This is a genomic window from Mesorhizobium sp. YM1C-6-2 (genome assembly GCF_003666685.1).
GTDB lineage: Bacteria > Pseudomonadota > Alphaproteobacteria > Rhizobiales > Rhizobiaceae > Mesorhizobium_K.
This window is the reverse complement of the sequence record NZ_RCIZ01000017.1, coordinates 23748-46991: the sequence shown is the minus strand read 5'-3', so window position 1 is coordinate 46991 and position 23244 is coordinate 23748. Positions and strand designations below refer to the sequence as shown.

Genomic DNA, 23244 nt, shown 5'->3' with positions numbered 1-23244 from the left:
TCAGACGATGCTGATCGAGAACGGGTTTTCGTCAGGCATGAAGGGGAAACTCCCGTTGTTCTCGATGTTGTCGAAACGGTCGTTGCAGCGGGGGACGGAAAGATCGCAGCCCGGATAGATCGTCACCGAAACCGGCAGAGTCGCATCGTTCAGGCCAGGCAGCGGATTGAGCAGCGTGCAGACCTGTCCGACATGAGCGGAGAAGAAGCCGAATGCTCCCGCGTATTCGATCATGCCGGCCTTGTATTCGCCGTCCGGTTGGTCGTCCGCGACCGGGATAGTGAGCGCGAGCCCGTCGATCGCCGTCACCGTCGCCGCAACCGCGAAATCCGCTTTGTCGAGATTGCAGCCCTGATGATAGAGCGCATGCCGACACGTCCGCTGGTAGCGTGCCCGGCAGCCCGGTCGGCGCAGCGAGGTGAAGATGCTTTCCGAGACGACCTCGATGCTCTGGGCCGCCGACATGGCACCGACGACGCGGCCCTTCCACACGACGCGCAGGGTATCGGTCAGGTCGGTGTGATGCCCACGCCAGACCGTGACAGTTGTGATCTCCGAAGCGGCCGGCAGTAGAGACCGCGCGAACTTGTCGGAGAGCGGGAAGGTGAACTCGACCGACGACTTCTCGATGCTGCCGGTCTGCTCGAGATTGCCGTGCCTGACCGGCGACTTTTCGAACCAGTACGGCGTGCCGCCGATGGTGCGCTGCAGCCTGGTCGCATCCGACGTCAGCCGGACGGGCTTGATGCCGTTGTCGAACAGATAGAGGAAATAGGGCTGGGCGTCGGAGACCGAACCTTCTGGCGTGTCGTAGCTCATGCAGGCGTCTCGATGACGGGGATGCTGACGATCGAGGCATCGTCGAATTCGTGCCGGATCTCGACACTGTCGGCGCTTAACCTGACCTTCGACATGAAGCAGAACAGTGCCACATCGGCCGCCGCAACCGATTGCCCGAGCGCCGAAGAGATCGTCAGCACATCGTTGAAGCCGGCAGGGGCAGCCCCCAGGATCTCGCGATAGAATTTCGTCCCGTTGGTCAGCAGGATCATGACGTGCTGGCCGGCATAACTATCGACGTCCGGCGAGATGCTGGCGACCGTAATCGTCGTTGCCGCTGCCCCGATGGTGGCCTGCAGCGATAGATCCGCATTGAACGATGGTAGCCAGAACGGCTTCTGCTTTCCGTTCAGCGAGTGAATCCAGCAGCGCCGGCGCCACAGCGCCGCACCGCGCCATTCGTGGAAGCTCAGCGTCTGACCGAAGTCCACATAATCGCGCACGGTCTCGACGACGATGGGCCCGAATCCGTTGTCGACATACTCGGCAGCCCGGACAATCGATTCCGCGATGTCGCTGACCAGCTTCGGTGTTTCCGAGATGACGTCGAGATCCTCGTACTGATCATATCCCGCGTCCTCGTCGAGCCAGATGTTGTCGATGACCTGGAACTTGGCCGAGATGTCCTGATAGGTCGTATCCCGCAGGACCTGGAAGCCCTCGTAGGGCAGGGCGGAGCGCAACGGCAGGATGGTCGGACGGATGAAATCGCCGCCGACCGGACCCAGCAAGGTCAGCATGTCGTCGGCGATCGCAGATATCCGGCAGCGGGCGTAGCGCTCCGGGCTTTCCCAGATCAGCACACCGCCGTCGACGCGCCAGTCGCCGCGCGTGGTGTCGATCGCGATTGTGGTATCGGCAGCACCAACATCGCCTGCCAGGCTGATGCCCTCGATCCAGACCGGAACGCCGACCGGTGTTCCGGCGCGCCGTCTGGCGTAGTCCTTGGCGCGCGAGAACCTCGCCGGCGTCGTCCGAACCGCATAGGAGAAGAATTGCCGCGGAGCCTTTCGGAGCGCTATTCGCTGCTCCCCGGTTCGAGCGCTGAGAATATCCGTCAGGGTCTCGATGGTTTCCGTCACTGGCAGGAGTGGTCGGAACGGCCACGGCTCCCGCAGGATGACGTAGTTTGGATCGGTGAACTCGATCTCGTCCATGACCAGATCGGCCGGATGCAGCAGATAGTCGAGCGCCGTTTTGACGGCCGGCACGATATGCGCGGCGAGCGTCAGATCGGCCGACGTGACGTTGACGGTCGCCACGGTCAGGCCCCGGGTCCGACCACGGAAAACGCTTCGGACGTGATAACGTCAGCCGCGGCAACTGCCATCGGCTCGACAAGCGCACCGACCGCCAGCAGTTTTGAGGCGCCGGCGTCGACAAGCGCCCAGTGCGTGATGTTCCCTGTTCCCGTCGCCGCACCGTCCACCACGGCCGAGACAATGACCCTGCGGCCCTTCGGCGAGGCGGCTGTGGGCGATCCGACCGTAGGTGTGGATTTACTTCCCAGGGACAGGGAAACGGCCGTGGCGTAGCTTGTGGGCTCCGCGGAGCAGTAATGCAGGGTGTCCACGTCAGCCGTGAGCACCGCCAGCCCATTATCCAGCACGTCTGGGTGGATGTAGGCCATATTATTTCCCGTTCCTGCGCATTGCGTTGATCAGTACCTTCTCGCCCTGCGCCGTCGCGAGGTAATCGCCGACGACGGTAGGATCGAAGACGTTGATGATCTTGAAGCGGTCGCTGCCGTTGGAGTTGGCGTGCGCGGTGTTGCGGTTCGCCGCGACATAGCCGCCCTCGGCGAAGCCAGGCATCCTGCGCATGGCCTCAAGCGTCGAGACGCCGATCCGGCTGGTCGAGGCAGCATCGAAGACGAATTCGCCGCGGTGAACGAGGCCGGCCGGCTCATACTTCCCGCCAAAACCGGTGAAGCCGCCATCCGTGAACAGGCCGCCGAAGCCGCCAAGGATGTGCGCCGTCGCCTTTGGCGAGATCGAGTTCATGAAGCCGAGCGCGCCGCCGGCGCCGCCGAACGATCCCATCAGACCCTGGAACCAGGAGGAACCGCCGCCCATAGGAGAGGACAGGAAGCTGCTCAGCATGCTGCCGAAGTTGTTCAGCCCGCCAGCTGCATTGACGAGGCTCTGGCTGACCTGGATACCGGAGACCGACACCATGTTCATGGCTTCTGAGACGGAGCCGGTCACCTCCGTGGAGACGTTGCCGAACTTCTCCAGAGCTTCCTCGGCTCCCTGGAGACGGCCGCTGAAGTTGTGGGCACCCTCCGGATTGCCCCATGAGAAACCACGGGGCCGCTCGAAGCCCGCGAAGGCGCTGGTCGCGCCGCGCACGTCCTTCGACCCCAGCAAAGCCTGCATGGCCCTGCTTTCGGTGGTCTGAAGCTCCTTCCACGCAAAATCGAGTTGGCTCGACACGCTGCCGAGGTTGCCGCGACCGCCGATGTGGTTGAACAGCGAGCCGGAGCGGTCATTCCACTGGAACAACCCGAAGGCATTGCCGCCGTCGCCGACCGCGAGCGGATTGAAGGCGCTCTCGGCGCTGACATTGCCCATGATGCCGGCGATCTGATGCGGGGCGAGGCCCTTGCCGGCAAAGAAGTTCCAGACCTGACCCGCGATGCCACCACCCGACACGCTGCTTGCAGCGCCCATGCCGGGGGCGCCCGGCGAACCGATGCCGCCGAGGAAGCCCGGCGCGAAGTCGTTGGCGAGAAGACCGAGGTTGCCAGGTGAGCCGATGCCAGCGAGTGACATCGGGACGCCGTTGCCATTCGCGGGAACGATCCCGAGCATGCTGGCAAGTCCGCCCGCCGACCCGAACTGAGCAGGACTGCCGCCGAAGCCGCCCAGCAGCCTGCCTACACCAACGGGTGCACCATTGATGAAGACGGACGCCGCCTGCACCTGCATCGACGCCACGGCGCGCTGCGCGCCAAGCAGATTGCCAAGAACACCCCCGAAGCCACCGCCGCGACCGCTCGATGCGCCGGAACCGAAGATCCCCAGATCGGCGATACTGTTGAGGTCAGACCCGGTCAGCCAGTTCTTCAGCGGGTTGGTAACGGCCAGATCGAACGCCAGCCGTGCAAAGTCCCGGCCGACCTGCTTCAGCACTTCGCCGATATCCTGCCCGCCCTCGAAGAGCGAATCGACCAGACTGTCGATTCCGTCGCCAGCCTGGTCAAAGATCGACTGCCAGGTATCGCGGGTGCGCTCCAGCTGCGCGTTCTGAGCCGCCAGATCGGCCAGCGCCGCCGCGTTGGCGCGCATCGCGTTGGCCTCGGCTCCATACAGATCGATGCCGAGCCGGCGGATTTCCTGCTCGACTTTCAACTGCTCGATGACGCGGGCTCGGGCATCCTCGCTCATGCCCAGCGTGGCGATTTCAGCCCTTGCTGTCTCGATCCGGTCCTGCTGACCGCGAATGGTCGTGCGGGCTTCCTCGATCGCGCGGAGACGGCCATATTCGGCGGACTTCTCGCGAATGCGGGCGATCTCGGCCTCGTCGACGGCGACGTTGTTACGGGCGGCGTCCTCACGAAGCTGCTGCAGAAGTTGATGCTCCAGGCGCAGTCGTTCCGTCTCAGCTGTGGACTTTCCGATCAGTTCCAGGTCGAGCTGCGCGGAAGCCAGCGTGGCGTCGAGCGACCTGTTCCGCTCCCGCTGGGCCTCGGCGAGATCATGCTCGGCCTCGATAAGCGCGCGCTTGCCCGCAAGTTCGATGCGGTCCCGGCGGGCCTGGGCGCTCTCATCGCCATTGTAGGTCGCCGCCTCGCGCGCCCGTGCAGCCGCCGCAAGCTCGGCTGGCGAACGAGCCAGCATCTGCTGCGTCTCAGCGTCAAAGGCTTGCTGGCGCCGTTGGGCGGCGACCGCCTCCTGGGCCTGGAGAAGTGTCAGTGCGCGACGATCGGCGATATTGATCGGGTCCTGCGACCCGATAATGCCGTCCCGAATTCCCTCAAGCGCTTGCTCCAACTGAGCGGCCTGATCGGTCATCTCGAAGAGGCGATCCCGCCACTCGTTCAATCGCCCGGGATCGGTCGCTGCAATCTCGGATATGCGGGTCTGGAAACGGGCAAAATCGGGGTCACCGTCAACGATACCCTGCCGCAAATCCTTCATGGCGTCGCGGAACGGGGTCGGCACGACGTTATCGAAGTCACCCGGAAGGATCGCTCCCCAGATGCCGCGATTGCCAAGCAGCCGTTGGTCAAGACCTTCACGGACGCGATCAATCTCGCCCTTCTGTGTGATCTCGAGCAGCTTGCGCGACCGGCTTTCCGCAGCCGCCAACGAAATTGTGGATCGCCGGCCAAGCTGCTCGGCGCTGTTTCCGACTCGCCCATAGGCAGCGTCGAGTGCATCGACCGATCTGATGTAGTCGTCGAGTGACTTCTGGACGTCCTCGCTTCCTTCCTCCGAGGAGGTGAAGAACTGGATCGCCGCAGCGGTTGCGGCGGTCAGACCGACGGTAAGCAGCATCGTCGGGTTGACGAGCGACATCAGGCCGGCTCCGAGGGCAGACACTCCGCCCCCCTGCAGCATCGCCATCGCCAGTTGCGGACCCTGCTGCAGCCCAACGGCAAGCGGCGCCTGCCCCATCATGGACATCATGGCGATGTCCTGAATCTGGAAAGCCGCATTGGTGGAGTTGAAGCCGCCCACGGTGTTCTGGTTCGCGGCCGCGGGATGGTTGGACGGGCGGCCCCAGGGACCAACGAATTCCTGTTCGCGAGATACGATCGGCACCCGGCCCGACGGCCGGTTGCGCACCAGGAAGTTCTGCTCGATCAGACGGGCGTTTGCGCGGGATATAGCAGCCGCGAGCTCATCCTGCCCTCTCGCGGCGAAGACCGAAGCGTCGCCCATCATGCCGAACTTGCGGTAGATCCCGTCAAGGATCGGCTCGGCCTGCGCCATCGTGATCTTGCCGCGGTCTATCCCGGACGACAGGGCATTGAGCGCCGTATTGAACCGCTGTGCGTTGGCGTAGCCATCGACATATTGCCGCGACAGGCGCGCGAGAACATCGCCCGACACGCTGATCTTGGTGTCGGTCTGCTGTACGGCGGCGCCGACCTGCTGCGATGAAGCAGCCATAGCGGTGTCAGCCGCGACCTTGGCGCTGGCTCCGGCCTGATACTTCGAGGCGTCGAACTCGGCCGAGACGCGAAGGGAGGATAGCTGCACAGTCACGTCGTCATCCTCCCTTCTTTTTGCGGAGCTCTGTTTCTCGCGCGACGTGGTCGAGCCACTCGGCGTCGATCGCGGTCATGAAGCGGTGGAACAGGGTAAAATCGGCCGGCGGGATCTCGTTGTCCTGGGCGAACCGACTGATGGCGATGTAAGAGATCGGGGTTTCACCGCCGAGCGCCCCATATTGACGGTCGTGGCGTAGTGCTTCCCATGCCCGCCAGTACAACTCATGCCAAGGTGCCGGTTCGGCGTCGTCCGGCCGGTCCTCGATGTGAATGGCATCGGCTTCGTCGGGATTCTCATCACGGACGCGCTGGAGCCAGCCCTGATTGCCTTCCTGAGTTATTCGCCACCGGAAGGCTGCTCGGAGTTTTTTTCCGCATCCTCGACGAATTCGAGGTCGATCTCCGAGACCTTGGCCGCGCAGTATTCCACCGCGGCGACAACGTTACGATACGCCGGGTCGGACAGGATGCGCTGGGCGGCGTCGGGAGAAAAGGCCTCATCGAGCCCGCGCCAGTTGTGCAGGATGTGCTTGCAGTAGAGCTTGCCGAGCTCGGTGATCTGCACCTGCTTCGGGATCGGCTTCTTCTTGTAGGTCCGTGCCAGCCGCTGAAACAACAGATCGCGCGCGGTCTCGTAGGCGGGGAGGTGGAGGGAGGAGACGTTGAACGCAACACCCGGCCAATCCGGGTAATCGATCCAGTCGCCCTTTTCTTCGCGAGCGAGGTCGGCTTTCACCGAGGAAAGCTTGACGGTCATCGGATAATCCTTTGTCGGAAGGGTAGCCGGGCGTCCGACAACGCCCGGCCTTTCTGCGCAGAACTCTACTCCCGCTGTCGGGCGGGATCCGTCAGGCCTCGAAGTATTCGAGGCGATCGAGGATGATGTGCGCCGAGGTCAGGGTGTCCTTCGAGGCCTGACCGGTCAGGGGCAGCATGGCGTCGGTATTCTTCGCCGTGGCGTTGGCGGCGCCATCGGTGTATGTCAGCCGCGGAACCCCCCAGATCATGGCCTGGCTGTCCTTGGCGATACGGACGTTGATGTTGGTCGCGACGCCGGAGAACAGCTTGGAGAGCAGCGAATTGGAGCCGAAGTAGGTCTCCAGAGCTACGCCGACATCCACAGAACCCTTGCCGATATCCTCCGGCCCGACCAGACCGTCGGAGCGGATGCCGCCAATCGGCCGCAAGTTGTTCTGGATCGTGAACCGGGCGGAGCGGATATAGTTCGGGCCGCCGACGGCGGTGCCGTTCTCGGCTATGCGGCCGACATTGACCGCGGCCGCCATGACCGGGTTCATGGTCGCGGCATCCGGCGAGGCGTCCAATGTGACCGCTCCCTGCGCGCCGGTCATTCCGGTGAAGGTGATCGATGTCGTCGCGATCTGCTCGGAGACGAAACCGAACTCGCCCTGGCCGGCGACCATTCCCCGGCTCACCTGGTAGGTTGGCGTCTGCTGGCCCATGAAGCCACGCTCGATCGTCTGACCGAGGGTGAGGACGCCGTTCTTGAGCTGGTCGCCGAACCAAACCTTGAGCGTCTTGCCGGTGCCGGCGTCGGTCGTCCAGCCCGTGGGCAGGTTGTCCAGCGTGAGAGCGTTCTGAGCGATCGCCGTGATGCGTGCCCATCCGTTGCAGGCAGCCGTCGCGAATTTGTCACCCGCCGCGCTGCCGCCGATCTTGATCCAGCCCCCGATGTTGAGGCCGAGCGAGGTGAAATCGAGCGAGGAAGACGTCAGACCATCCGCCGCCGCAGCGATGTCACCGGAGGTGCCTTGAAAGCCAATCACCTTGAGCTTGGCGGCTGCCGGAGGAGCGGTTTCGGCCGACAGCGAAAGCGATGAGCCGACAATAGTCGTCGTGGTCGACGAAGCGGCACGAAAAATCTGATTGTTGGCAGAGTTCGAGAAGCCGGTGGCCCTCACCAGATGTCCGGCAACAACCGCCGAGCCCCCGGAGGCGACGACATAGGTATCGGTCGTGGTGCCGGCATCCGTAACCACGCTGTCGGCAGTGCCATCGTTGTCGAAGGTCGGCGTGTTGTCCCATTCCGAGCAGAACAGCGATTCCAGCCAGTCGGAGAACGGCCAGTTGTCGACCGGATAGGAGAGCTCGCCAGGGACGGCGCCGTTGTTCTGCTCGTTGACCTTGATCGGATCCGAGTTCATGCGGTCGTCGCGCAGCTCGTTGGAGTTGACGAATACCGGCGCGAACCTGATCTGCTCGCCGGTGACGCGCGCGGTGCGCATCCTGGGCGTGTTCGGGGTCGTTCCGAGCGTTGCTTCCCTCACCGAAGTGAGACGCATGCGGTTGGCGTCAGACATGTTTGGTCTCCATCATGGCAAAGGACGCCGCGGCCTTCGAGACCGTGGCGAGGCGAGCGAAAGTCTGCTGGGGAGGTCTATTCGGCCGGCTTTGACTTCTTCCCGGACGGCTTGTCGGGTTCCGCGATGAACTTGCCGGCGGCGAGATTTTCGATGGTGTGCGGCCCGACATCGGCGCCATCGGGAACATCATCACCCGCCGAGAACCGCTGAATTCGGGTGTTGAACGGCTTAAGAACCTTGAGCATGGTCATTCATCCCTTTGCCAGTCGATGGTCGCTGTGAAGGCCCAGTAGTTGGCCTTCTTCATGCCGGGCTCGCCGGCGCCCTTTGAGGCACCGAAGAAGGTGACGGCCCCGATGTCCTGCCCCTTGAGCAGATCGACGAGCTGATCGGCGTATTGCCTGGCGAGACGGCTGCCGATGTCGTTCTGCGTCATCACGTGCAGGTAGAGTTGCCCGGCTTCACGCCAGAGATTGTCCTCGCGAGGGTCCGCGCCGATCGACGCCTGGTCGAAGACGTCGCCGAAGATCTCGACGAAGACGAAATGCGCCGGGTTACCGGGCAGTTCGTAGGGCTCGTTTTCAAAGACGAGCGGTGTCGTCGTCCATTGAGCCCGCAGATACTGCTCGATGGTGTCGAAGGTGGCTGCGCTGGACATCAGAGGGCATTGATCACGATGGACGGGTAAGTGATTGGTTGCCCGGCCTGCCGATCGGCCCGGCGAGCAAGGAATTGACGGCCGGCGCGGAAGGCGCTCGATCGCCTGTCCTGCTTCGCGGTGACCTGCGGGCCATTGCCCCTCAGAATGTACGGGATCGCGGGATGCACGCCGCTCCTGATGTCGAGCCACCTGCTCTCGATCCGAAAGACGGCACCGAACCGGCTCGCCAGCGACCGCCTCGAGCTATCGAATACCCGCTTCTGGCCGATACGCTTGCCGCCCTCGATCTTGCGGATATAGGGCTGGAAATTGGTGATGATGACCTCGGCCTGTGGCGGGATTTCGCTGTAATTTGTCACCAAGGCACCGCTGGAGATCACGATGAAGGAGGAGGCGAACCGCCCCGAGCGGCGCGGCGATCGCCTCTGGAGTTCGGCGACGGCCGCGTTGATGATCAGCGGCCAGTTCGAGAAGACATAGAGGATAGGACCAGGTGCGATGACCGATTCCTCAACTGCGCCGGCGCGGCCATTGACGAAGCGTTCGAATTGCGGCGACGCGCCTGCAGAAAGCGCTTTCGCAAGTTCGGCGCGCGCGAACTTGGCAAGCTCCGCGTTGATCTGCTCCGGCTCTAGCCCGGCGGTCGCCAGACGGAGATCCCGCTCGAAGAATCCGAAGCCGGCCATCAGCCCGTCACCGTCAACTCGATCCGGACCAGGACATCCTGGACCCGGATGTGTGAGGCGAACTCCACATTCTTCTCGGCGTCGGCGACTAGAACCTTGTCGCCCTTGCGCAGCGGCAGCAGTGCCGAGATGCCGGTCGGGCTCATGATGACCTTGCTGTCGTTCTGCGTAATCGAACCGACAAGCTCGTCGGCGCGCACTGCCCGGACATGCGCCTTGATGCCGGCAACGTCCGTCTTCGGCCTCGGCGTGCCCGTGGCGGCCGTGTAGCGGCGTATGGTGACCGTCTCGCCCCTGCGGGCAAGCGCGCCCTCCAGACGAGCGATAGCGGCTGTCGGGGTGTCTGCTGCCGTCATGTCAGACGACGGGCTCCCACAGGCCAAAGACGAGCCCGGAAGCAGCCTTGCGCATGATCCCGCTCACCTTATCGGCGTCAAGGTAGGTGATCGTTTCCACGCCGACCGTCTCGACCGACCGAAGGCCGAGCGTTTCGGAGCGGGCAAGGATGAGTTGCTGGACGCCCTCGATGATCGCCTGCTCTACCTGGACTGGAACCGGGCCGGTGCCGCCTGACGACAGTTCCCCGTCGTTGTAGCCGGCCTCGTACTGGATCTTGATCGGATAGGCCTGCTTGACGGTCGCAGGGCGGCCGAAGGTCGTGGCGAAATACAGATAGTCGCCGTGGCGGGTCCAATCGGCATCGTCGAGGAACACCTCGGCGCCGCCGGCGTTGATGTAGCTGATCGCCTCGACGTCGATCACCGGCCCATAGGGCAGCTTTTCGATGCCGCACCAGTCCGCCACGCTGAACTCCAGCGTCTGGGGACCGAAGCACCGCCCCAACCAGCCGGTCGGGCCGTCGATCAGCGCGGTTGCCGCCGCGATCATAGCCTCGACCGCAGGATCATCTGCAGCATGGTCGCCCGGCACGTCCGAGGGGACGAGCAGCGGCGCTGGCGGGGCTATGACGCGGATCGGCATTGGTGGTCGCCTCAGCTCACGATGAAGCGGAAGAGACCGGTCTTGGCGGCGCCGCCGGCCGACACGGCGACCTTGATGCGGCCGCTGATCGCGATCTTGCCGAGCACGGCCTCGCCGGCATCGGCATAGAGCGCAGCGGCGCCTGCCGTGTCGTGGAGAGCGGCGCGCGGGCGCACGATCGCCGAGGCGTTCACATTGGTGCCCGTCCAGAGCGTTTCGCCGGTCACAGCATCGGTGACAAGCACGTCGACGCCGTCGGCGTAGTTGCCCGATCCGGCCTTGACGTACTGGATCGATTCCAGATCGCCGCGGACAACTGGGGTCTGTTCTTCGGCGGCGCCGTCACCATCGGTAACCGCCGTCACTTCATAGCGACGCATGGTAGTTCTCCATTTTCGTGGATCCTGAGGGCGCAATGCCCCGACTGCCGGTCAGCCGGCCCTACTGCTGGAGCTTGGAAAGCAGCGGATAGAGGTCACAGGTGACCTCCGATCCGTCATCGTTCTTCAGCAACAGCAATCCGTTGTCGTCGATGTCCATGCGATCGATGCGGGGGCCGGATGCGCCACGCATGCCGTCCCTGCCTCGTTCACCCGGGTTACCGCGCTTCCCCTGCGCAGCAATAAGCTGCCAACCATCGCCAGGGCAGGAGCCGGGATTGTCACGCTTCGCAGCAAAAGACGCGCCACCGAGCGCAACCACGTCGAGATGGCGGTATTCGGCATCCTCCTGCCAGGTGCCGCGGATGGTGAAGGACCGGCCATGGTCGCCGTCGGCACCGGCGCGCGCGACACAGAACCAATCGTCGTGCGGCGGCTCCTTGGCCGTGTCGCGGATGGCCTGGAAAGTCGAGCCTTGGTGCGTGCGGACATCGCCCTCGTAGTGCACCGCGTCCGACCACTCGCGGACGACCGGCATTTTCCCCGGTGCACCATCGGCGCCGCGCTCTCCGGGCTGTCCATCAGCTCCATCGCGTCCGGCTGGACCTTCTGGCAGCGGAACCTCAAAGCTGCGCTCCACCTCCCCCACGGTAAAGCGGAACACGGCGGTGCGACCATCTTCCACAAGGTCGACATCTATTTCGCTGACGCCGAGGCCGGCCGGACCGCGATCACCGTCCGATCCATCCTTGCCGTCGGCGCCGTCGCGACCGGATGGGGCGGGGTTGGCCTGGAAATGCGCCGCCACGATGCCAGGGAGAGCGAGCGTCACAGCTGCCTGCACCTGTTCGTCCGATACGGCAGGAGCGTTTGCTCCGTCCTTGCCGTCGCGGCCGTCAACACCGTCCTTACCTGGCTCGCCATCCTTCAACTCGGCAAGGCGGGCCACCACTTGGCGCTCCAGATCGGCGACGGCCAGGATCCGAGCATCGAGTTCAGCCAGGCGCGCGCGATGCTCGGCATCACGAAGCTCCCTCTCCCGCTGCGCGTCCCGCTGGACGGTCGCTATGGCGCGTGCGACCGCATCAGCCGCAGCGTCAGTGAAGCGGGTTAGCGTGTCGCGCGGTGAGTTCATCGATCTGCCGGGAGAAGTCATCGAAGCTTCGGCCTGCGTCGTCATCGTTTTCCTCGCGATCGGGTGCGGGCGCGGCCGGCGCGGTCTTGTTGGGATCGGGCGGCTTCATGTCGGTGCCGTAGCTCAAGGGAACGACCTGCTGCTGCACGCGCGGCATGGCGCCGTGTCCGCCGTCGACCTTCGGCAGATCTTCTGCTTCGCGGGCTTCGTCCGGGCTGTAGATGCCTCCGATGACCCCAAGGCGCAGGGCCTCGATGCGGTCCTTGTAGGCGCTCCGCAGCAAGGCCTTCGTGTCGAGCTCCAGATACTCGTCCGGCATGCCCTTGAGCCCGAAAAGCAGGCCAAAAGCTTCCTCGATGTGGTTGAGGGCAAAGCCGAGGCCCGAAGCAATCCAGGACTGCATCAGCAGTTCGGTCGACGCGAAGGTCGTGCCACCCAGGCCAAGCACCTGCAGGGGCATACGAAAGGCAAGCGCGATGTTCTGCTCGCTCATCTTTAGCAGTTCGGCGAGTTGGCTATCCTTCGGGCTGCCGCCTACCCGGCTCGCCTTCAGACCCCACGACAGGATTGGCGTGCCGCCGGCGTTGCTTCCTTGCGTCTGCTCGTTCCAGCGTGCGCGCAGATCATCGACCTGCTGCTTCGTCAGCTTCTGGTCAGTCTCGAGCATGAAGCTCGGCCGCGCCTCATTGAGATAGAACGCAACCTGCTGGTTCAGCGCGGCGCCTGACAGCGCAAGGTCGATGGTGGCCGCGATGATGGGCGATTCACCTTTGAGCGGATGCCGGGGCGTATGAAGCCGGACATGGAGCACGTCGCGCGCCGGGATGGGGTCGCGCAGATCATATCGGCGCTCGATGATCTCGTTGCCGCTGAGGTGGTAGAAGATCGAGCCGTCTTCCGCGATCAGCGCCTGGCCGTGGCGCATCAAGTGAATTTCCGTCACCTCGTGACGGTCGCTTCGAATGGCGATCGCGAACGCCTCGCCCTTGGAATAAAGCCGGCGCGTGAGGTTGAGAAGCAAGTCGCTGCTCGACTGATAGTCGTTCGGTCGCTTCAGGACGCGGCTCAGCGCCGAGTTGGTCACCCTCTCGCGACCGCCGTCTGCTTTCTTCCGCCAGTGGTCACCGGGGCACATGGCCACGGTCTGCGCATAGGCGGAAATGCACGCCTCGACCATCGCTCCGCATTCCCCGTAGGGATTGAGCGAATAGCCGGCCTGCCACCAGTTCAAGATGGAGCCGGCCTTGGCCGGAAGCCAGCCGTCAGACATCATGTATGGACCCGGGCGGTATTCGCCTTCCTTGGCGCGCGAGGGCCAGGAAGGCAGCATCCGGGTGAGCCAGTTCGCCATGGTCAGACGGACTTCATCTCACGGTTGCGGTAGGTGCCAGCCTTCATGGCGTCCAGGTCGGCCTGCGATGGATATGGAGCATCCGAGGTCGCAGCGGGTGCCTTGGCCTTGGCAGGCTTTTCATCGGCCTTGGGCGCCGGGTCTGCGACGGTCGTGGCGGCTTCCGCGCGGATATCGTCGGCCTTTGCCTGAGACGGCGCTGGGTTCGCGGCGGTCTTCGGAGCGGTCTTCTTGGCTGCCATTTCGGTTCTCCTTCAACAAAAGGGGCGAGGCGCGGGCGCCTCACCCCAAGCTCACGTCACGTCGTCGGATCAGGCTGGGCTGCCGCCGTAGGCCCAGTCGGCGCCGTCGATCCACTGCACCATGCCGGTGCGGCGCATCGCCCAGGTCACATCCATCAGCATGCGGAGCGCGATGCTGGCGGTCTGGAACATGGAGATGACCGGCGCGGCCACGGTGTTCGGGGTGCCCGCGGTGCCGATCTGCGCCGGGGACGTGTCCTCGGCATGGATCACCGCCTGCTCGCTGACGTCGAACTCCGGCCGATCGCCCGCCGCAGTGGCGAAGTCGGCCGCATCGATCATGATCAGACGGCCCTCCGGCACGTTGACGGAGGAGATCGGCGTGATGCCGGCGTCAGCCAGCACCTTGCCCATCGCTCCGAACGTGCCATCCGGACCAGGGACCATGCTCAGCTTGCGCGCTTCACGCCGGTTCATGAGCAGTACCAGCGAGCGTCCCGCCTTGGCCGTGTCGAACGGCGCGGCGAGCGTGTCGATGTCCTCCATGATGGCGGTCCAGCCGCCGGCGCTGGACGCCGACAGGGCGGAAACACCATTCAGGAGACCGGCTGGACGCGTGCTCGACCCGGCGTTGGCGTCGATCAGCAGCGTATCGAGAGTGTCCGCGGTGTCGGCGCGGATCTCGTTACGCAGCATGTTCTCGATCTGGGGGCTCGAGTACTTCGCGATCTCCCGCGTGAAGTAGGAGATCACGCCCATCTTGTGCGGCGAGAGCGTCGCCGAGGTGAGGCCGATGCGGCGAACCGGGATCGGGGCACCCTCAGCAACGAACGAGCCGCTGATCGAGGGGGTGGACGAGCGCGCGGGGATCTTGATCTGCCCGCGGCCGGGGCCGAACTGCAGATTGGCGCCGAGTGCGGCGAGGCGGGGATAGAACGAGATTTCGCGCAGCGTTTCAAGGAACGCGACGGTTTCCGTCTCGATCAGTTCCGACGCCCAGCCGCTGACAGTCGTCTTGGCCGGGTCAACGGCGGCGCGGACGAACACCTGCGTCGCTTCGTGATCACCGTAGCGCTCTTCAAGCACCTTCAGCGGGTCGCGCTGGCTGACGTAGGAGATCAACTGGACGACACCAGCACGCAGCACCATGTCGCCGGGCTTCGGCTCACGGGCCTTGATGCCGAGCGGCTTGCGCAGGTTCGGCCTTGCCGGTTCGCCGGGCTTCGGTTCGGCGGCGCGCTTGCCGAGTGCCTTCTCGGCGCGCTGGTAGTTCACAAGGCGCTCCTCCAATACTTCGATGTTGGCGGAGCGGGTTTCGATCTCGGCATTGTCGTCTGCCTCAACCGCCGAGGTCAGCGCATCACGCTCGGTGACGAGTTCGGCCTCGGTCTCTTCGATCTTCTTCGAAAGGGGCTTTTCCATCTGATTGACTTTCTTCGGAGGATTGGCGGCGTGCTTGCCGGGGGTAGACACGCCGCGCCGGCCCTCTTCGGCATGCTCGCCAAAGGCCAGTTCGATCGTGGATTCGGAGATGTTGAGGGAACGGGCTTTCGCCACCGCATTAGTGTTCGACGGAACCGAGACCAGCGAGGCCTCCATAAGTTCCATCTCCTCGTAGTCGTATTCGCTCTTGCCGGGCGTGCCGAACTTCTTCACCGAGAAGCCCACCGAGACGGCGCGCAGGATTCCCTGCTCCACCAGCCGGCGGAGTTCATCGATCCTGGCGCTGGTGCCTTCGGCTGCCAATACAAGACGGCCGACCAGGCGGTCTTTATCGACCCGTACATTTTCCCATTTACCGATCGGGAAGCCGTTCGAGTGGCCGAAGAGCGCGATCGGATTGCGCTTGAAGTTCGAGAGATCCCAGCCCTTCGGGTTGAGCCGCGTGCCGTGGCGATCGAGCGATCCGTCGGAGATGACAAAGTCCATCCCCTCGCCGGCCGCAGCCGTCGTGCGATGCATGATCTGCATTGGATTTCTCCTAAGTCAGGCGACCATCGCCATCACGTCGACGAAGCCGGCGGGCTCCGGGTTGGTCAGCATCACCGTCGCGGCGTCGAACAGCGACATGGCCGGGTCGATCTTGTTGTCGCCGGCAACCTGTTTCGTCGCCCGTATCGCGGTCGCCGTCGGCTCAATCTTCAGGTTCGAGACGCACCAAGGCATCAGAAGGCCGCCGCAGTGCTGCAGTAGGCCCTTTGCGAGCCGCCGCTCCGTCGTCTTGATGGCATTCATCATGCCGAAGCCCTGCGGCACGCCGCGCAGCAGGGCGTTGTCGTCGGTGACGTCGATGTCCGGGGCTGCCAGAGCGTCGACGAATTCGCCGAGGCCAGCCGGGTCGACACCGACGCCGCCGAGCAACTGCCGTTCCTTCACCAACTTGATCAGTTCGATGATCGAGCCAAGGTCAGACAGTTCGTCGCCGACGATGGTCAGTTCGCCAGCCTTTTCGAAGTCCCGCAACTTGCTGGCGATCGACTTGCGCCTGATCAGCACGCCCTCATGGCACCAGGCGTGCGACCACGACAGCCAGCGTTTCATCTTCTGCACCGACTTGCGGCCGGCAATCTCGATCTCGACCTCGATCTCCGCCGGTTCCCTGCCGAGGATAGTCAGGCCCCACAAGTCGTCCAGGCCGCCGCCGTCGCCGCCGATCGTCGCGCACTCGACCCGATCGAGTAGCGCGTAGAGCGCATCGAACGGTGACCGCTCGTAGATCTCGGCGAGTTCCGGATGCCGGCCCTTCGTCCAGTGATCGGCACCGGGCCAACGGTTGGCCCGCAGGTTCATGCCGATCTCGATATTCAGATGCTTGGCGAGGAAGGTCTGGATCGTGTCCCCTTCCTCATCCTGCCCGCTAAGCACCGCTGCGAGCTTGCGCTCCAGCCAGTCCTGTCGAACCGACCGCCCCATATTCGGGTTGGTCACGTAGAAATTCGCTGGCTCGAGATAGGCCTTGCTTTTGACCATCTCCTCCGGAAACTCGTAGAGCACCGGCAGGAACCGGGGATCCACGATCTTCCCGTCCCGCACGTCGCGGGCGTAATCCATCTTCTCCTTGAACACGCCGGCAGGCGGCTTGTCGCTCTGCGTCGTGATGTAGATTACGAAGCCCTCGGGCCGCGAGATTAGGCCGCCGGTGGCTTCCTGCAGCATCGCCGCGGCGTTCGCCTTCTGGCCGAACAGCCACAACTCCTCAACCAGGATGAACCCAGCTTTCTTGCCCGCGGACGTGGTCGAGTCGGCCGAGATGACTTTCAGCACCGCGTTGGTCAGGCGATGCGTGATCTGCTTCAGGTCGTCCCTGATATGTAGAAGGTCGCTCAATTCCTCGTCGGCCCGGACCATCGCCGCGGCCGGCTTGTACGAATTGTCGGCCACCTCGCGCGTCGGGGCGAGGATCACCAGTTCCTGCGAGTGCCGCCAGTTGCGGATCAGCGCCGTCAGCATGATGCCGGCGGCGAGCGTTGACTTGATGTTCTTCTTGCTGATCAGCAGGAAGAATTCCTCGATTAGCCGGGTTGCGCTCTCATGGTCATAGGCGCCGAAGATGGCTCGGACGAAGTCGAAGACGTACTCCTCGCACGCCTCGCCGAACGTCGGCTGCCCGGCAACGTCGACGATGCGCAGCGACTTGAACACCGACAGCGCCGCCTCGGCCTCGTCGGGGAACAGCGGATCGAACGGGATCAGCGAGCGCTTGGCGACGATCCTCTCCCGCCAGTCCAGGCAGGCCGTTGACCACTCCGTCACTTGTTGTTGACGACCAGCCGCGGCGGTTCAGGCGGGGCAAACTTCCCACCGACCTGCTCGGCCGCCTTCTGTTTGGCTTCCTTCTTGCCGACCGGCGGCTCCTTGGTCTTGCCACGGCCCTTCACACTCTCGTCGGCGCCGACCGCGCGGCCGATCTCCTCCAGCCGCTTCTGGTTCGAGGCGTTGCCGTCGCGGGCCGACTTGAACATCAGCCCGATGACCTCCTTCCGCCGGTTCGCATGGCCGTTCGCGAGCTCCTCGACGAAGTGCTTGCGGAGCGTGTCCGGGTCGATGCCGAGCGCCCGCGCGATCACCGTTTCCGATTCGCCGCAGTAGCGCATTTCCTCGACGGTCTGCCGATCCTCGATCTTCGGCTGATACTCCGGGCGGCCGGCCTTCCGACCCTTGCCCGGCGACTTGGATTTTTCCGTCATTTTCGCCTTTTCAGCCCGAAATTTCCCGGCCGAGAAAAAACTCTGTCCGTGCCCCCCGTGCGGTTCAGGCCCCCAGCCGCATCAGATTTCGGACCTACCCCCCTATGCGCGCTGAGCGAGCCGAACTGCCCGCGCCTGCGCTGTCTTGAGCGTGTGGTGCTTACCGCATAGGCATTGCCCATTGCGGACATCAAGGGGATCGCCGCCATCCCTGCGCTCGACTATGTGGTCAGCAAATAGTCGGGCCGGAGCCGAAACCGTGCAGCGCTTGCCCTTGTCCGTAGCCTGGCACCTATGGCCAGCCAGACGAAGGACGTTGGCGCGCCATGTCCTATGCTCAGGGGTGAGCAGTTCGGGATCGGCCTGTTTCGGTGCTGGCCTCGCCGTCCTGGCCTCCATCCGCCTGACCTTGGGCTGGATCATGCGGACCATTGCAGCGCCCCGTGGTTGGTGGTTGGATGCTGGCTCAACCTACGGGAGGGGAGAGCCAAATGTTCTTGATGCTGACTGATCGACGGGGGAAGGAATTCGCCGTCAACACCGACAACATCGTGAAAATGGAAGAGTTCGAAAACGGCGCGCGTGACGAAATCTACACTGTCATATACACGACCGTTCCAAGCGGTGACGCGGTCTTCGTCGCCCATTCCAACGACCGTCTGCACCGCATCATGCAGATGATCGACGAACGCGGGGGCTCTTAGGCCGCCTTCTGCTTCGCCTGCTTCCGGGCGGCGGCCTCTCGTTGGCGCCGTCGCTCGTTGCGCTTTGCAGCCCAGGAGAAGTCTGCTTGATCGAGGCTGAAATTCCTCGTGAAAGCGTCGGGTGAGAGCCAATGATCGAGGCCGTCTCGTTTTCCCGCATCTTCCGCGAATGTAGCTGAAACATCCCCGATTTCTGTGCCAACATGCAACACCCTGATTTCGGGGTTTTCGTTATGCTGCATAGGCCTGCCGCCCAAATACGCGGAAATCTTCTCCAAGGCGCGGTCTTTTCGCCTCCTGCCGGTCTCCGGATGGATGCCCTCGACCTTGAAGCACCATCGACGGAATGACTTGCCGCCGACCTTCGATCGAGCCCATGCCAGAAGCGCGCGCCGCTCGCCGTCACTGTCCGTCGAGGTGAGCCATTCATAGAGCGCATCGAGTTCGGCTATCTCATGGGCCGAAGGCATGACGCCGAGACGTTCCCAGAATGCCTTGCGCTCCTCGGCGAGCGGGTCGGCGCCGGCGATCAGCTTGTCGCCAGGCTCCTTCCGCCAGCCGGCCTTATCGGCGTAGTCGTGCACGTAGGGCAGTTGCAGCGCGCGGAGCGGCATGGGGCCTACGTGGATATGCATGGCGCGCTCGATCTCGGCGGCGCGGATGAAGCGTTCTGCAATTTCACCGATGTTCAAGCGATCCTCCTGCGGTCATCGAATAGATCTGGCTCGACGAAGCGATCGCCGAACCGGCCCTGGATACGCTCAAGCAACATGCCGTCCAGGACATAGCGGACGGGGAGAACGCCACTCACGGTCTGCGCTATGGCCTGCAGCTGGCCGACGGGCATCTGATCCCACAGCGCCAGCCATTCGCCGGCCTGCTTCTCCACTACGTCTGGACGGGCGCGGATCATGTCTGATGCGCACCACAGGCCGACCTCGTCAAGCAGAACGTGATTGTTGGCGGTTTCCCGCAGTGTGGTCAGCGCCAGGCGCGCATGCTCCTCGCCATACTTGCGCAGGATACGGTTGATCGTTTCCGGCGAGCGCGTCTGTCCGGGCTCGGGATACCGACTCTTGCCGATGACCTCGATTTCGAACTCTTCGCAGAGAGCTTTGACGCGGAGATCGATCACTATACCTCCAGTCCGGCCTGACACCGCTTCATCCCGTTGCCCCTTGAGTCTCTGTGGACGCAACGCTCTTGCGGAACCTAGGCGCACCCGATTTTGTTACGACGTGGGAATGGGAGAGCGATCTATGGCCACAAAAAAACCGATCGTCGGCTATGCCGTCTATGGGCCGCCGATTACGGGACTGCCACACCTCGCCGTGACGCTTCTCCCCGACGGCAAGGTGGAAGCGAAGCGTTTCGACAGCCGGGAAGCCGCGGAGGAATACTCCAGCGAAATGGCCAAGGGTTTGAAGCCCGATACGGTCAAGCATTAGGATATCACCCCGCATCCTTGGGCGACGCTCCACGCGGTCGAGCACCGGCGGCTCGCCGGGGATATGATCCGTCAATAGGCGGATGCTCAGTCATTGCGCCACCTCATCGTTACGGGTGCGTTTGGTGCAAATTTGCCTGAAGCCGGAGCCGTAACGCGGCGATGGTTTTTCTGTTTGCAGGCTCGCGAACAGAACTTCGCATCAGCGCGCGCGGGCTCGAACGTCTCGCCACACTGCTGGCATTCGTAAGCACCTCTGCGCTCGACGACCTTTTGATGCTTCTCTCGGCTCCGGGCTCGGGCCTCGCACAACCCGCAGCAGAACGTTCTAAGCCGCGGGCGTGCCGTGACGATGTTGAAGACGATTCGGTCGCAATGCTCGCATGGCGCACCAACGTCATGCTTCGCCCATTTCGACTTGCATCCGGCACATACCGGAGAAAGCCATTGGCCCCGAGTTTCGCGATAGACGGGCTGCCCTGGCTGAAAGGGCTGTTTGCAGACGACGCAGTGACTGCAGGCTTTGGTCGCGTTGTGGCGCCACGACCTTTCGGCCCTCTCATCCGGCGTAGAGCTCCTGCCCATCGCGGCTTCGATCCGACGAGCGGCTTCTTCCGCCTGCGTTACGGCTTCGGTTTGTGTACTTTGGGAGACGTTTTCCATCCGTAACGCTCACGCTACATAGGCGAGTTGTTGGCGGATCGGGTCGGCGGCTTGGGCCGCCTCGATCGCTTCATCCCGGCCGTCCACCGACAGTTCGTCGGCGCGCTCGTTGCCGATGATCCCGGCGTGGCCTTTGCACCACTCGAGTTTGATCGGTACGGCCGTCAAAGCGGCATCGAGTTCGCGCCACAGATCGGGGTTGGCGAGTGGTTTTTCGACACCGCGGCGCCAGCCCTTTTTCTTCCAGCCATGGCGCCAGTCGTTGCACCCGTTGACGACGTAGCTGGAGTCCGAGAACAGACGTGCACCAGTGCGATCGGCGCATCCGGCCAGCCATTGCAACGCCATGAGCACACCGGTCATTTCCATCACATTGTTGGTGGTCTGGAGCGAGCCGCCAGTTTCAGCGTGGATTTCGACGCCATCGCGATAGGCAACGAAGCCCCAGCCGCCCGGCCCCGGGTTCGGGTCGCAGCAGCCATCGGCATAGACAACCAGCCCAGGCGGTAGCGCACGATCGAACACCGCCCGCGGTGCCGAGCGGGAACCGCGGTGGCGGTTGCCCTTTTTGCCGCGAAAATGTCCACCGTGGTGGACACCATCGGTGACCTTCTTCGCCTTGGGTGCACTGCCCGCGGCAATCAGCCGGTTGGCCATTTTCCGCAGATCGTCCTTCGACGCCGTCAGCAGGTCCGCCTTGTCGACCGCGATTTCGCTGCCCTGATACGCCATCCGCTGGCGCATCTTGTTCTTCGACCAGTTCATCCCGCTCATGCCGCGCCTCCGAAGTGATGCGGCAACGCCGCTCTGACTTTGGCAACGGCAGCTTCGCGAGTGGCCTTCTCGAACGGCGCGATCAGGCGAGCGGCTTCGGCCTCTATCGCGTCATCAGCCTCCCGCCCGATTGCGAACAGCGTGTCGCACAGCCGGATGATCTCTGCCCAATTGGCTGAGGCGGCAATGACCGCTGCACGGTAATCGCGCACTTCCGAACCATCTTCGGTCCCGTCCGCATAAGGCATGGCCTTGTACGTCTTCGGCATCACCTTCGTAATTTGGTGAACGGCGAACAGGTCACCGGCCTTGACGTAGGTCCAGCCGGCGCCACCAAATCTCAGACCTTCCAAGGCCTCTGCCATCTCGTGTTCACCGGCCAAGAAGGCGGTCGGCTGCCAAGCCAGCACCCATTGCCCAGGCTTGATGTCAACAAATGTTGTCATGCGCTTCTCCGTTTCGGCATTTGAGGGTCATTGCGCGCCGCAACTCGAGGATGCGGGCGTTGTGGATGGCCGGCTTGGTTCCGCGCTTTCGCCAGGCGGCCATGAGGATTTCAGGCAGGAGGTCGTGGATCGTCGCCGACGGCAGCGCCGACACTGGCGGCACCCACGACAGAAGGTCCGGCTGGTCGCGTTCGCGCTTCACGCCGCGTCCTCCAGTCGGTCGATGTGGCTTTGGCGCAGGTCGCCAGCCATCAGCTTGTGCTGCAGGAACAACACCTGAGCCGGTGAAGGCCTCTTCCCCTCCAGCAACCTGATGATCAACAGGCGGGCGTCTGCCTCTTCCTGTGGAGCAGGGAACGGTGCATCACCTGCTACCTCAGTGTGCTCCTTTAGGGTCTCCCCTTCTTCAGAGTTAAAGCTTTCTAGGAGTTCTTCTAGGAGATTGTCCCTAGTAGGTGAAATCACGTCCCCCTGCCCGGTGAAATCACAAACAGGCTTTGTGACTTCATCTGGTGAAATCACAGGATCGCGCTGGGAGGACCGCTTTTCGCGCTGCTTCCGCTTGCGCTCCTCGTCACGTTCGAGAAGCTCCTGACGCGTCATCTCGACGTGGTCGATGATCAGATTTTGGCGAGCGAAGCTCAACTTGAACTTGTCGATCCCGACCTCTGTCTTCCCATCAAGGACGAAGTGGCCGAGACGCCTCAACCGAGCCCGTGAAGATGTGATCGCCGCCGGAGGTAGGCCAGTTGTCGCCTAAACATCGATTGTCGACGCGTAGACGGCATCCTTCTCGAAATCGTCGACAAACCGCAGGTAATGGCGGACGACCTTTAGATCGGCGAGTTTGCACATGGGATCGCCGTTAATCATGTCCTCGAAAGCGAACTTCCTGGTCGCAAGGGACGCGGCCCGCTTTTTTGCTGCTGCTTTCGCCTTACGAGCGGCAGCACGACTGGACCTCATGCGGCGCCTTCCATGAAGAACGCGATCAGCTTGCCGCGGCTAACAACGTAGCGCTCGCCGATCTGCTTCACCATCGGCAGCTTGCCGGTCGTGATCATGTGGTAGGTCTGCTGATACGAGCGGCCAATTATGTCGGCGATCGCCTGCACTCCCCAGACCAGATCAAGTTCCTTGTCTCCGTTCATGTCCATCCTTCCGTAACCAAGCTCGAAGGGCGCGCTTGTTTGTGCGTCATC

General features: G+C 63.4%; 28 protein-coding genes. 2 read left to right on the top strand and 26 right to left on the bottom strand.

What is annotated here, in order from left to right; genetic code table 11:
- The 19 genes from D8676_RS25380 to D8676_RS25280 form a co-directional block, all read right to left on the bottom strand.
- Complete coding sequence (locus D8676_RS25380; RefSeq protein ID WP_121583888.1) at positions 1 to 819, bottom strand: phage BR0599 family protein; 819 nt, start codon at positions 817 to 819, stop codon at positions 1 to 3.
- The gene (locus tag D8676_RS25375) at positions 816 to 2102 is read right to left on the bottom strand and encodes a hypothetical protein (RefSeq protein ID WP_121583887.1); all 1287 of its coding nucleotides are present in this window, start codon (positions 2100 to 2102) and stop codon (positions 816 to 818) included. Before D8676_RS25375 ends, D8676_RS25380 begins: the two co-directional genes overlap by 4 nt.
- 2 nt (positions 2103 to 2104) lie before the next feature.
- Entirely contained in the window at positions 2105 to 2470 is a 366-nt protein-coding gene (locus tag D8676_RS25370) for a hypothetical protein (protein ID WP_121583886.1), read from the bottom strand.
- 1 nt (position 2471) lies between these two features.
- Positions 2472 to 5780 carry a phage tail tip lysozyme gene (locus D8676_RS27495; protein ID WP_210210763.1) on the bottom strand — a complete coding sequence of 1103 codons (3309 nt, stop codon included), beginning with the start codon at positions 5778 to 5780 and terminating at the stop codon, positions 2472 to 2474.
- 280 nt (positions 5781 to 6060) lie between these two features.
- Positions 6061 to 6282: a hypothetical protein gene (locus tag D8676_RS25350; protein ID WP_121583885.1), complete on the bottom strand. Its 222-nt coding sequence runs from the start codon at positions 6280 to 6282 to the stop codon at positions 6061 to 6063.
- 116 nt (positions 6283 to 6398) lie between these two features.
- Positions 6399 to 6818: a hypothetical protein gene (locus D8676_RS25345; protein WP_121583884.1), complete on the bottom strand. Its 420-nt coding sequence runs from the start codon at positions 6816 to 6818 to the stop codon at positions 6399 to 6401.
- 91 nt (positions 6819 to 6909) lie between these two features.
- A complete protein-coding gene (locus D8676_RS25340) occupies positions 6910 to 8382 on the bottom strand; it encodes a phage tail tube protein (RefSeq protein ID WP_121583883.1) in 1473 nt (490 codons plus the stop codon).
- Positions 8383 to 8459: 77 nt separating this feature from the next.
- Positions 8460 to 8636 carry a hypothetical protein gene (locus D8676_RS27490; protein WP_183097244.1) on the bottom strand — a complete coding sequence of 59 codons (177 nt, stop codon included), beginning with the start codon at positions 8634 to 8636 and terminating at the stop codon, positions 8460 to 8462.
- Positions 8633 to 9043, bottom strand: coding sequence for a hypothetical protein (locus D8676_RS25335; protein ID WP_121583882.1), 411 nt, complete (start codon positions 9041 to 9043; stop codon positions 8633 to 8635). Before D8676_RS25335 ends, D8676_RS27490 begins: the two co-directional genes overlap by 4 nt.
- Complete coding sequence (locus D8676_RS25330; RefSeq protein WP_121583881.1) at positions 9043 to 9732, bottom strand: hypothetical protein; 690 nt, start codon at positions 9730 to 9732, stop codon at positions 9043 to 9045. The genes D8676_RS25335 and D8676_RS25330 overlap by 1 nt, the downstream gene beginning before the upstream one ends.
- Complete coding sequence (locus tag D8676_RS25325; protein ID WP_121583880.1) at positions 9732 to 10088, bottom strand: hypothetical protein; 357 nt, start codon at positions 10086 to 10088, stop codon at positions 9732 to 9734. Before D8676_RS25325 ends, D8676_RS25330 begins: the two co-directional genes overlap by 1 nt.
- A 1-nt stretch (position 10089) precedes the next feature.
- On the bottom strand, positions 10090 to 10713 hold the full coding sequence (locus tag D8676_RS25320; RefSeq protein ID WP_121583879.1) for a hypothetical protein: 624 nt from the start codon (positions 10711 to 10713) through the stop codon (positions 10090 to 10092).
- Between the two features lie 11 nt (positions 10714 to 10724).
- Entirely contained in the window at positions 10725 to 11093 is a 369-nt protein-coding gene (locus D8676_RS25315) for a hypothetical protein (protein WP_121583878.1), read from the bottom strand.
- Positions 11094 to 11154: 61 nt separating this feature from the next.
- Positions 11155 to 12228, bottom strand: a complete 1074-nt coding sequence (locus tag D8676_RS27115) for a collagen-like protein (RefSeq protein ID WP_147448258.1) — start codon at positions 12226 to 12228, stop codon at positions 11155 to 11157.
- Positions 12191 to 13501, bottom strand: coding sequence for a phage portal protein (locus D8676_RS25300; RefSeq protein ID WP_183097243.1), 1311 nt, complete (start codon positions 13499 to 13501; stop codon positions 12191 to 12193). The genes D8676_RS27115 and D8676_RS25300 overlap by 38 nt, the downstream gene beginning before the upstream one ends.
- Before the next feature lie 80 nt (positions 13502 to 13581).
- Complete coding sequence (locus D8676_RS25295; RefSeq protein ID WP_121583874.1) at positions 13582 to 13821, bottom strand: hypothetical protein; 240 nt, start codon at positions 13819 to 13821, stop codon at positions 13582 to 13584.
- A gap of 69 nt (positions 13822 to 13890) precedes the next feature.
- Positions 13891 to 15792: a phage major capsid protein gene (locus D8676_RS25290; protein WP_121583873.1), complete on the bottom strand. Its 1902-nt coding sequence runs from the start codon at positions 15790 to 15792 to the stop codon at positions 13891 to 13893.
- Positions 15793 to 15807: 15 nt separating this feature from the next.
- A complete protein-coding gene (locus tag D8676_RS25285; RefSeq protein WP_121583872.1) occupies positions 15808 to 17574 on the bottom strand; it encodes a terminase large subunit in 1767 nt (588 codons plus the stop codon).
- Positions 17571 to 18008, bottom strand: coding sequence for a hypothetical protein (locus D8676_RS25280; RefSeq protein WP_121583871.1), 438 nt, complete (start codon positions 18006 to 18008; stop codon positions 17571 to 17573). Before D8676_RS25280 ends, D8676_RS25285 begins: the two co-directional genes overlap by 4 nt.
- A gap of 491 nt (positions 18009 to 18499) precedes the next feature.
- On the opposite strand from D8676_RS25280, the gene D8676_RS25270 reads away from it, so the two are divergent.
- Entirely contained in the window at positions 18500 to 18712 is a 213-nt protein-coding gene (locus tag D8676_RS25270; RefSeq protein WP_121583869.1) for a hypothetical protein, read from the top strand.
- Here D8676_RS25270 and D8676_RS25265 read toward each other — a convergent pair.
- Positions 18709 to 19404, bottom strand: a complete 696-nt coding sequence (locus D8676_RS25265) for a hypothetical protein (RefSeq protein ID WP_121583868.1) — start codon at positions 19402 to 19404, stop codon at positions 18709 to 18711. The two genes, D8676_RS25270 and D8676_RS25265, sit on opposite strands and share 4 nt — an antisense overlap.
- Positions 19401 to 19847 carry a hypothetical protein gene (locus D8676_RS25260; RefSeq protein ID WP_245427157.1) on the bottom strand — a complete coding sequence of 149 codons (447 nt, stop codon included), beginning with the start codon at positions 19845 to 19847 and terminating at the stop codon, positions 19401 to 19403. The genes D8676_RS25265 and D8676_RS25260 overlap by 4 nt, the downstream gene beginning before the upstream one ends.
- A gap of 124 nt (positions 19848 to 19971) precedes the next feature.
- On the opposite strand from D8676_RS25260, the gene D8676_RS25255 reads away from it, so the two are divergent.
- On the top strand, positions 19972 to 20160 hold the full coding sequence (locus tag D8676_RS25255; RefSeq protein WP_121583867.1) for a hypothetical protein: 189 nt from the start codon (positions 19972 to 19974) through the stop codon (positions 20158 to 20160).
- Positions 20161 to 20831: 671 nt separating this feature from the next.
- On the opposite strand, the gene D8676_RS25250 is transcribed toward D8676_RS25255, so the two are convergent.
- The 5 genes from D8676_RS25250 to D8676_RS25225 all read right to left on the bottom strand — a co-directional run bounded on the left by D8676_RS25250 (position 20832) and on the right by D8676_RS25225 (position 23193).
- Positions 20832 to 21596: a ribonuclease H gene (locus D8676_RS25250; protein ID WP_245427155.1), complete on the bottom strand. Its 765-nt coding sequence runs from the start codon at positions 21594 to 21596 to the stop codon at positions 20832 to 20834.
- The gene (locus D8676_RS25245; protein ID WP_121583866.1) at positions 21593 to 22042 is read right to left on the bottom strand and encodes a hypothetical protein; all 450 of its coding nucleotides are present in this window, start codon (positions 22040 to 22042) and stop codon (positions 21593 to 21595) included. Before D8676_RS25245 ends, D8676_RS25250 begins: the two co-directional genes overlap by 4 nt.
- Positions 22026 to 22244: a hypothetical protein gene (locus tag D8676_RS25240; protein WP_121583865.1), complete on the bottom strand. Its 219-nt coding sequence runs from the start codon at positions 22242 to 22244 to the stop codon at positions 22026 to 22028. The genes D8676_RS25245 and D8676_RS25240 overlap by 17 nt, the downstream gene beginning before the upstream one ends.
- Positions 22241 to 22750: a hypothetical protein gene (locus D8676_RS25235; protein WP_121583864.1), complete on the bottom strand. Its 510-nt coding sequence runs from the start codon at positions 22748 to 22750 to the stop codon at positions 22241 to 22243. The genes D8676_RS25240 and D8676_RS25235 overlap by 4 nt, the downstream gene beginning before the upstream one ends.
- Positions 22751 to 23004: 254 nt before the next feature.
- Entirely contained in the window at positions 23005 to 23193 is a 189-nt protein-coding gene (locus D8676_RS25225) for a hypothetical protein (protein ID WP_121583862.1), read from the bottom strand.
- Between the last annotated feature and the right edge of the window lie 51 nt (positions 23194 to 23244).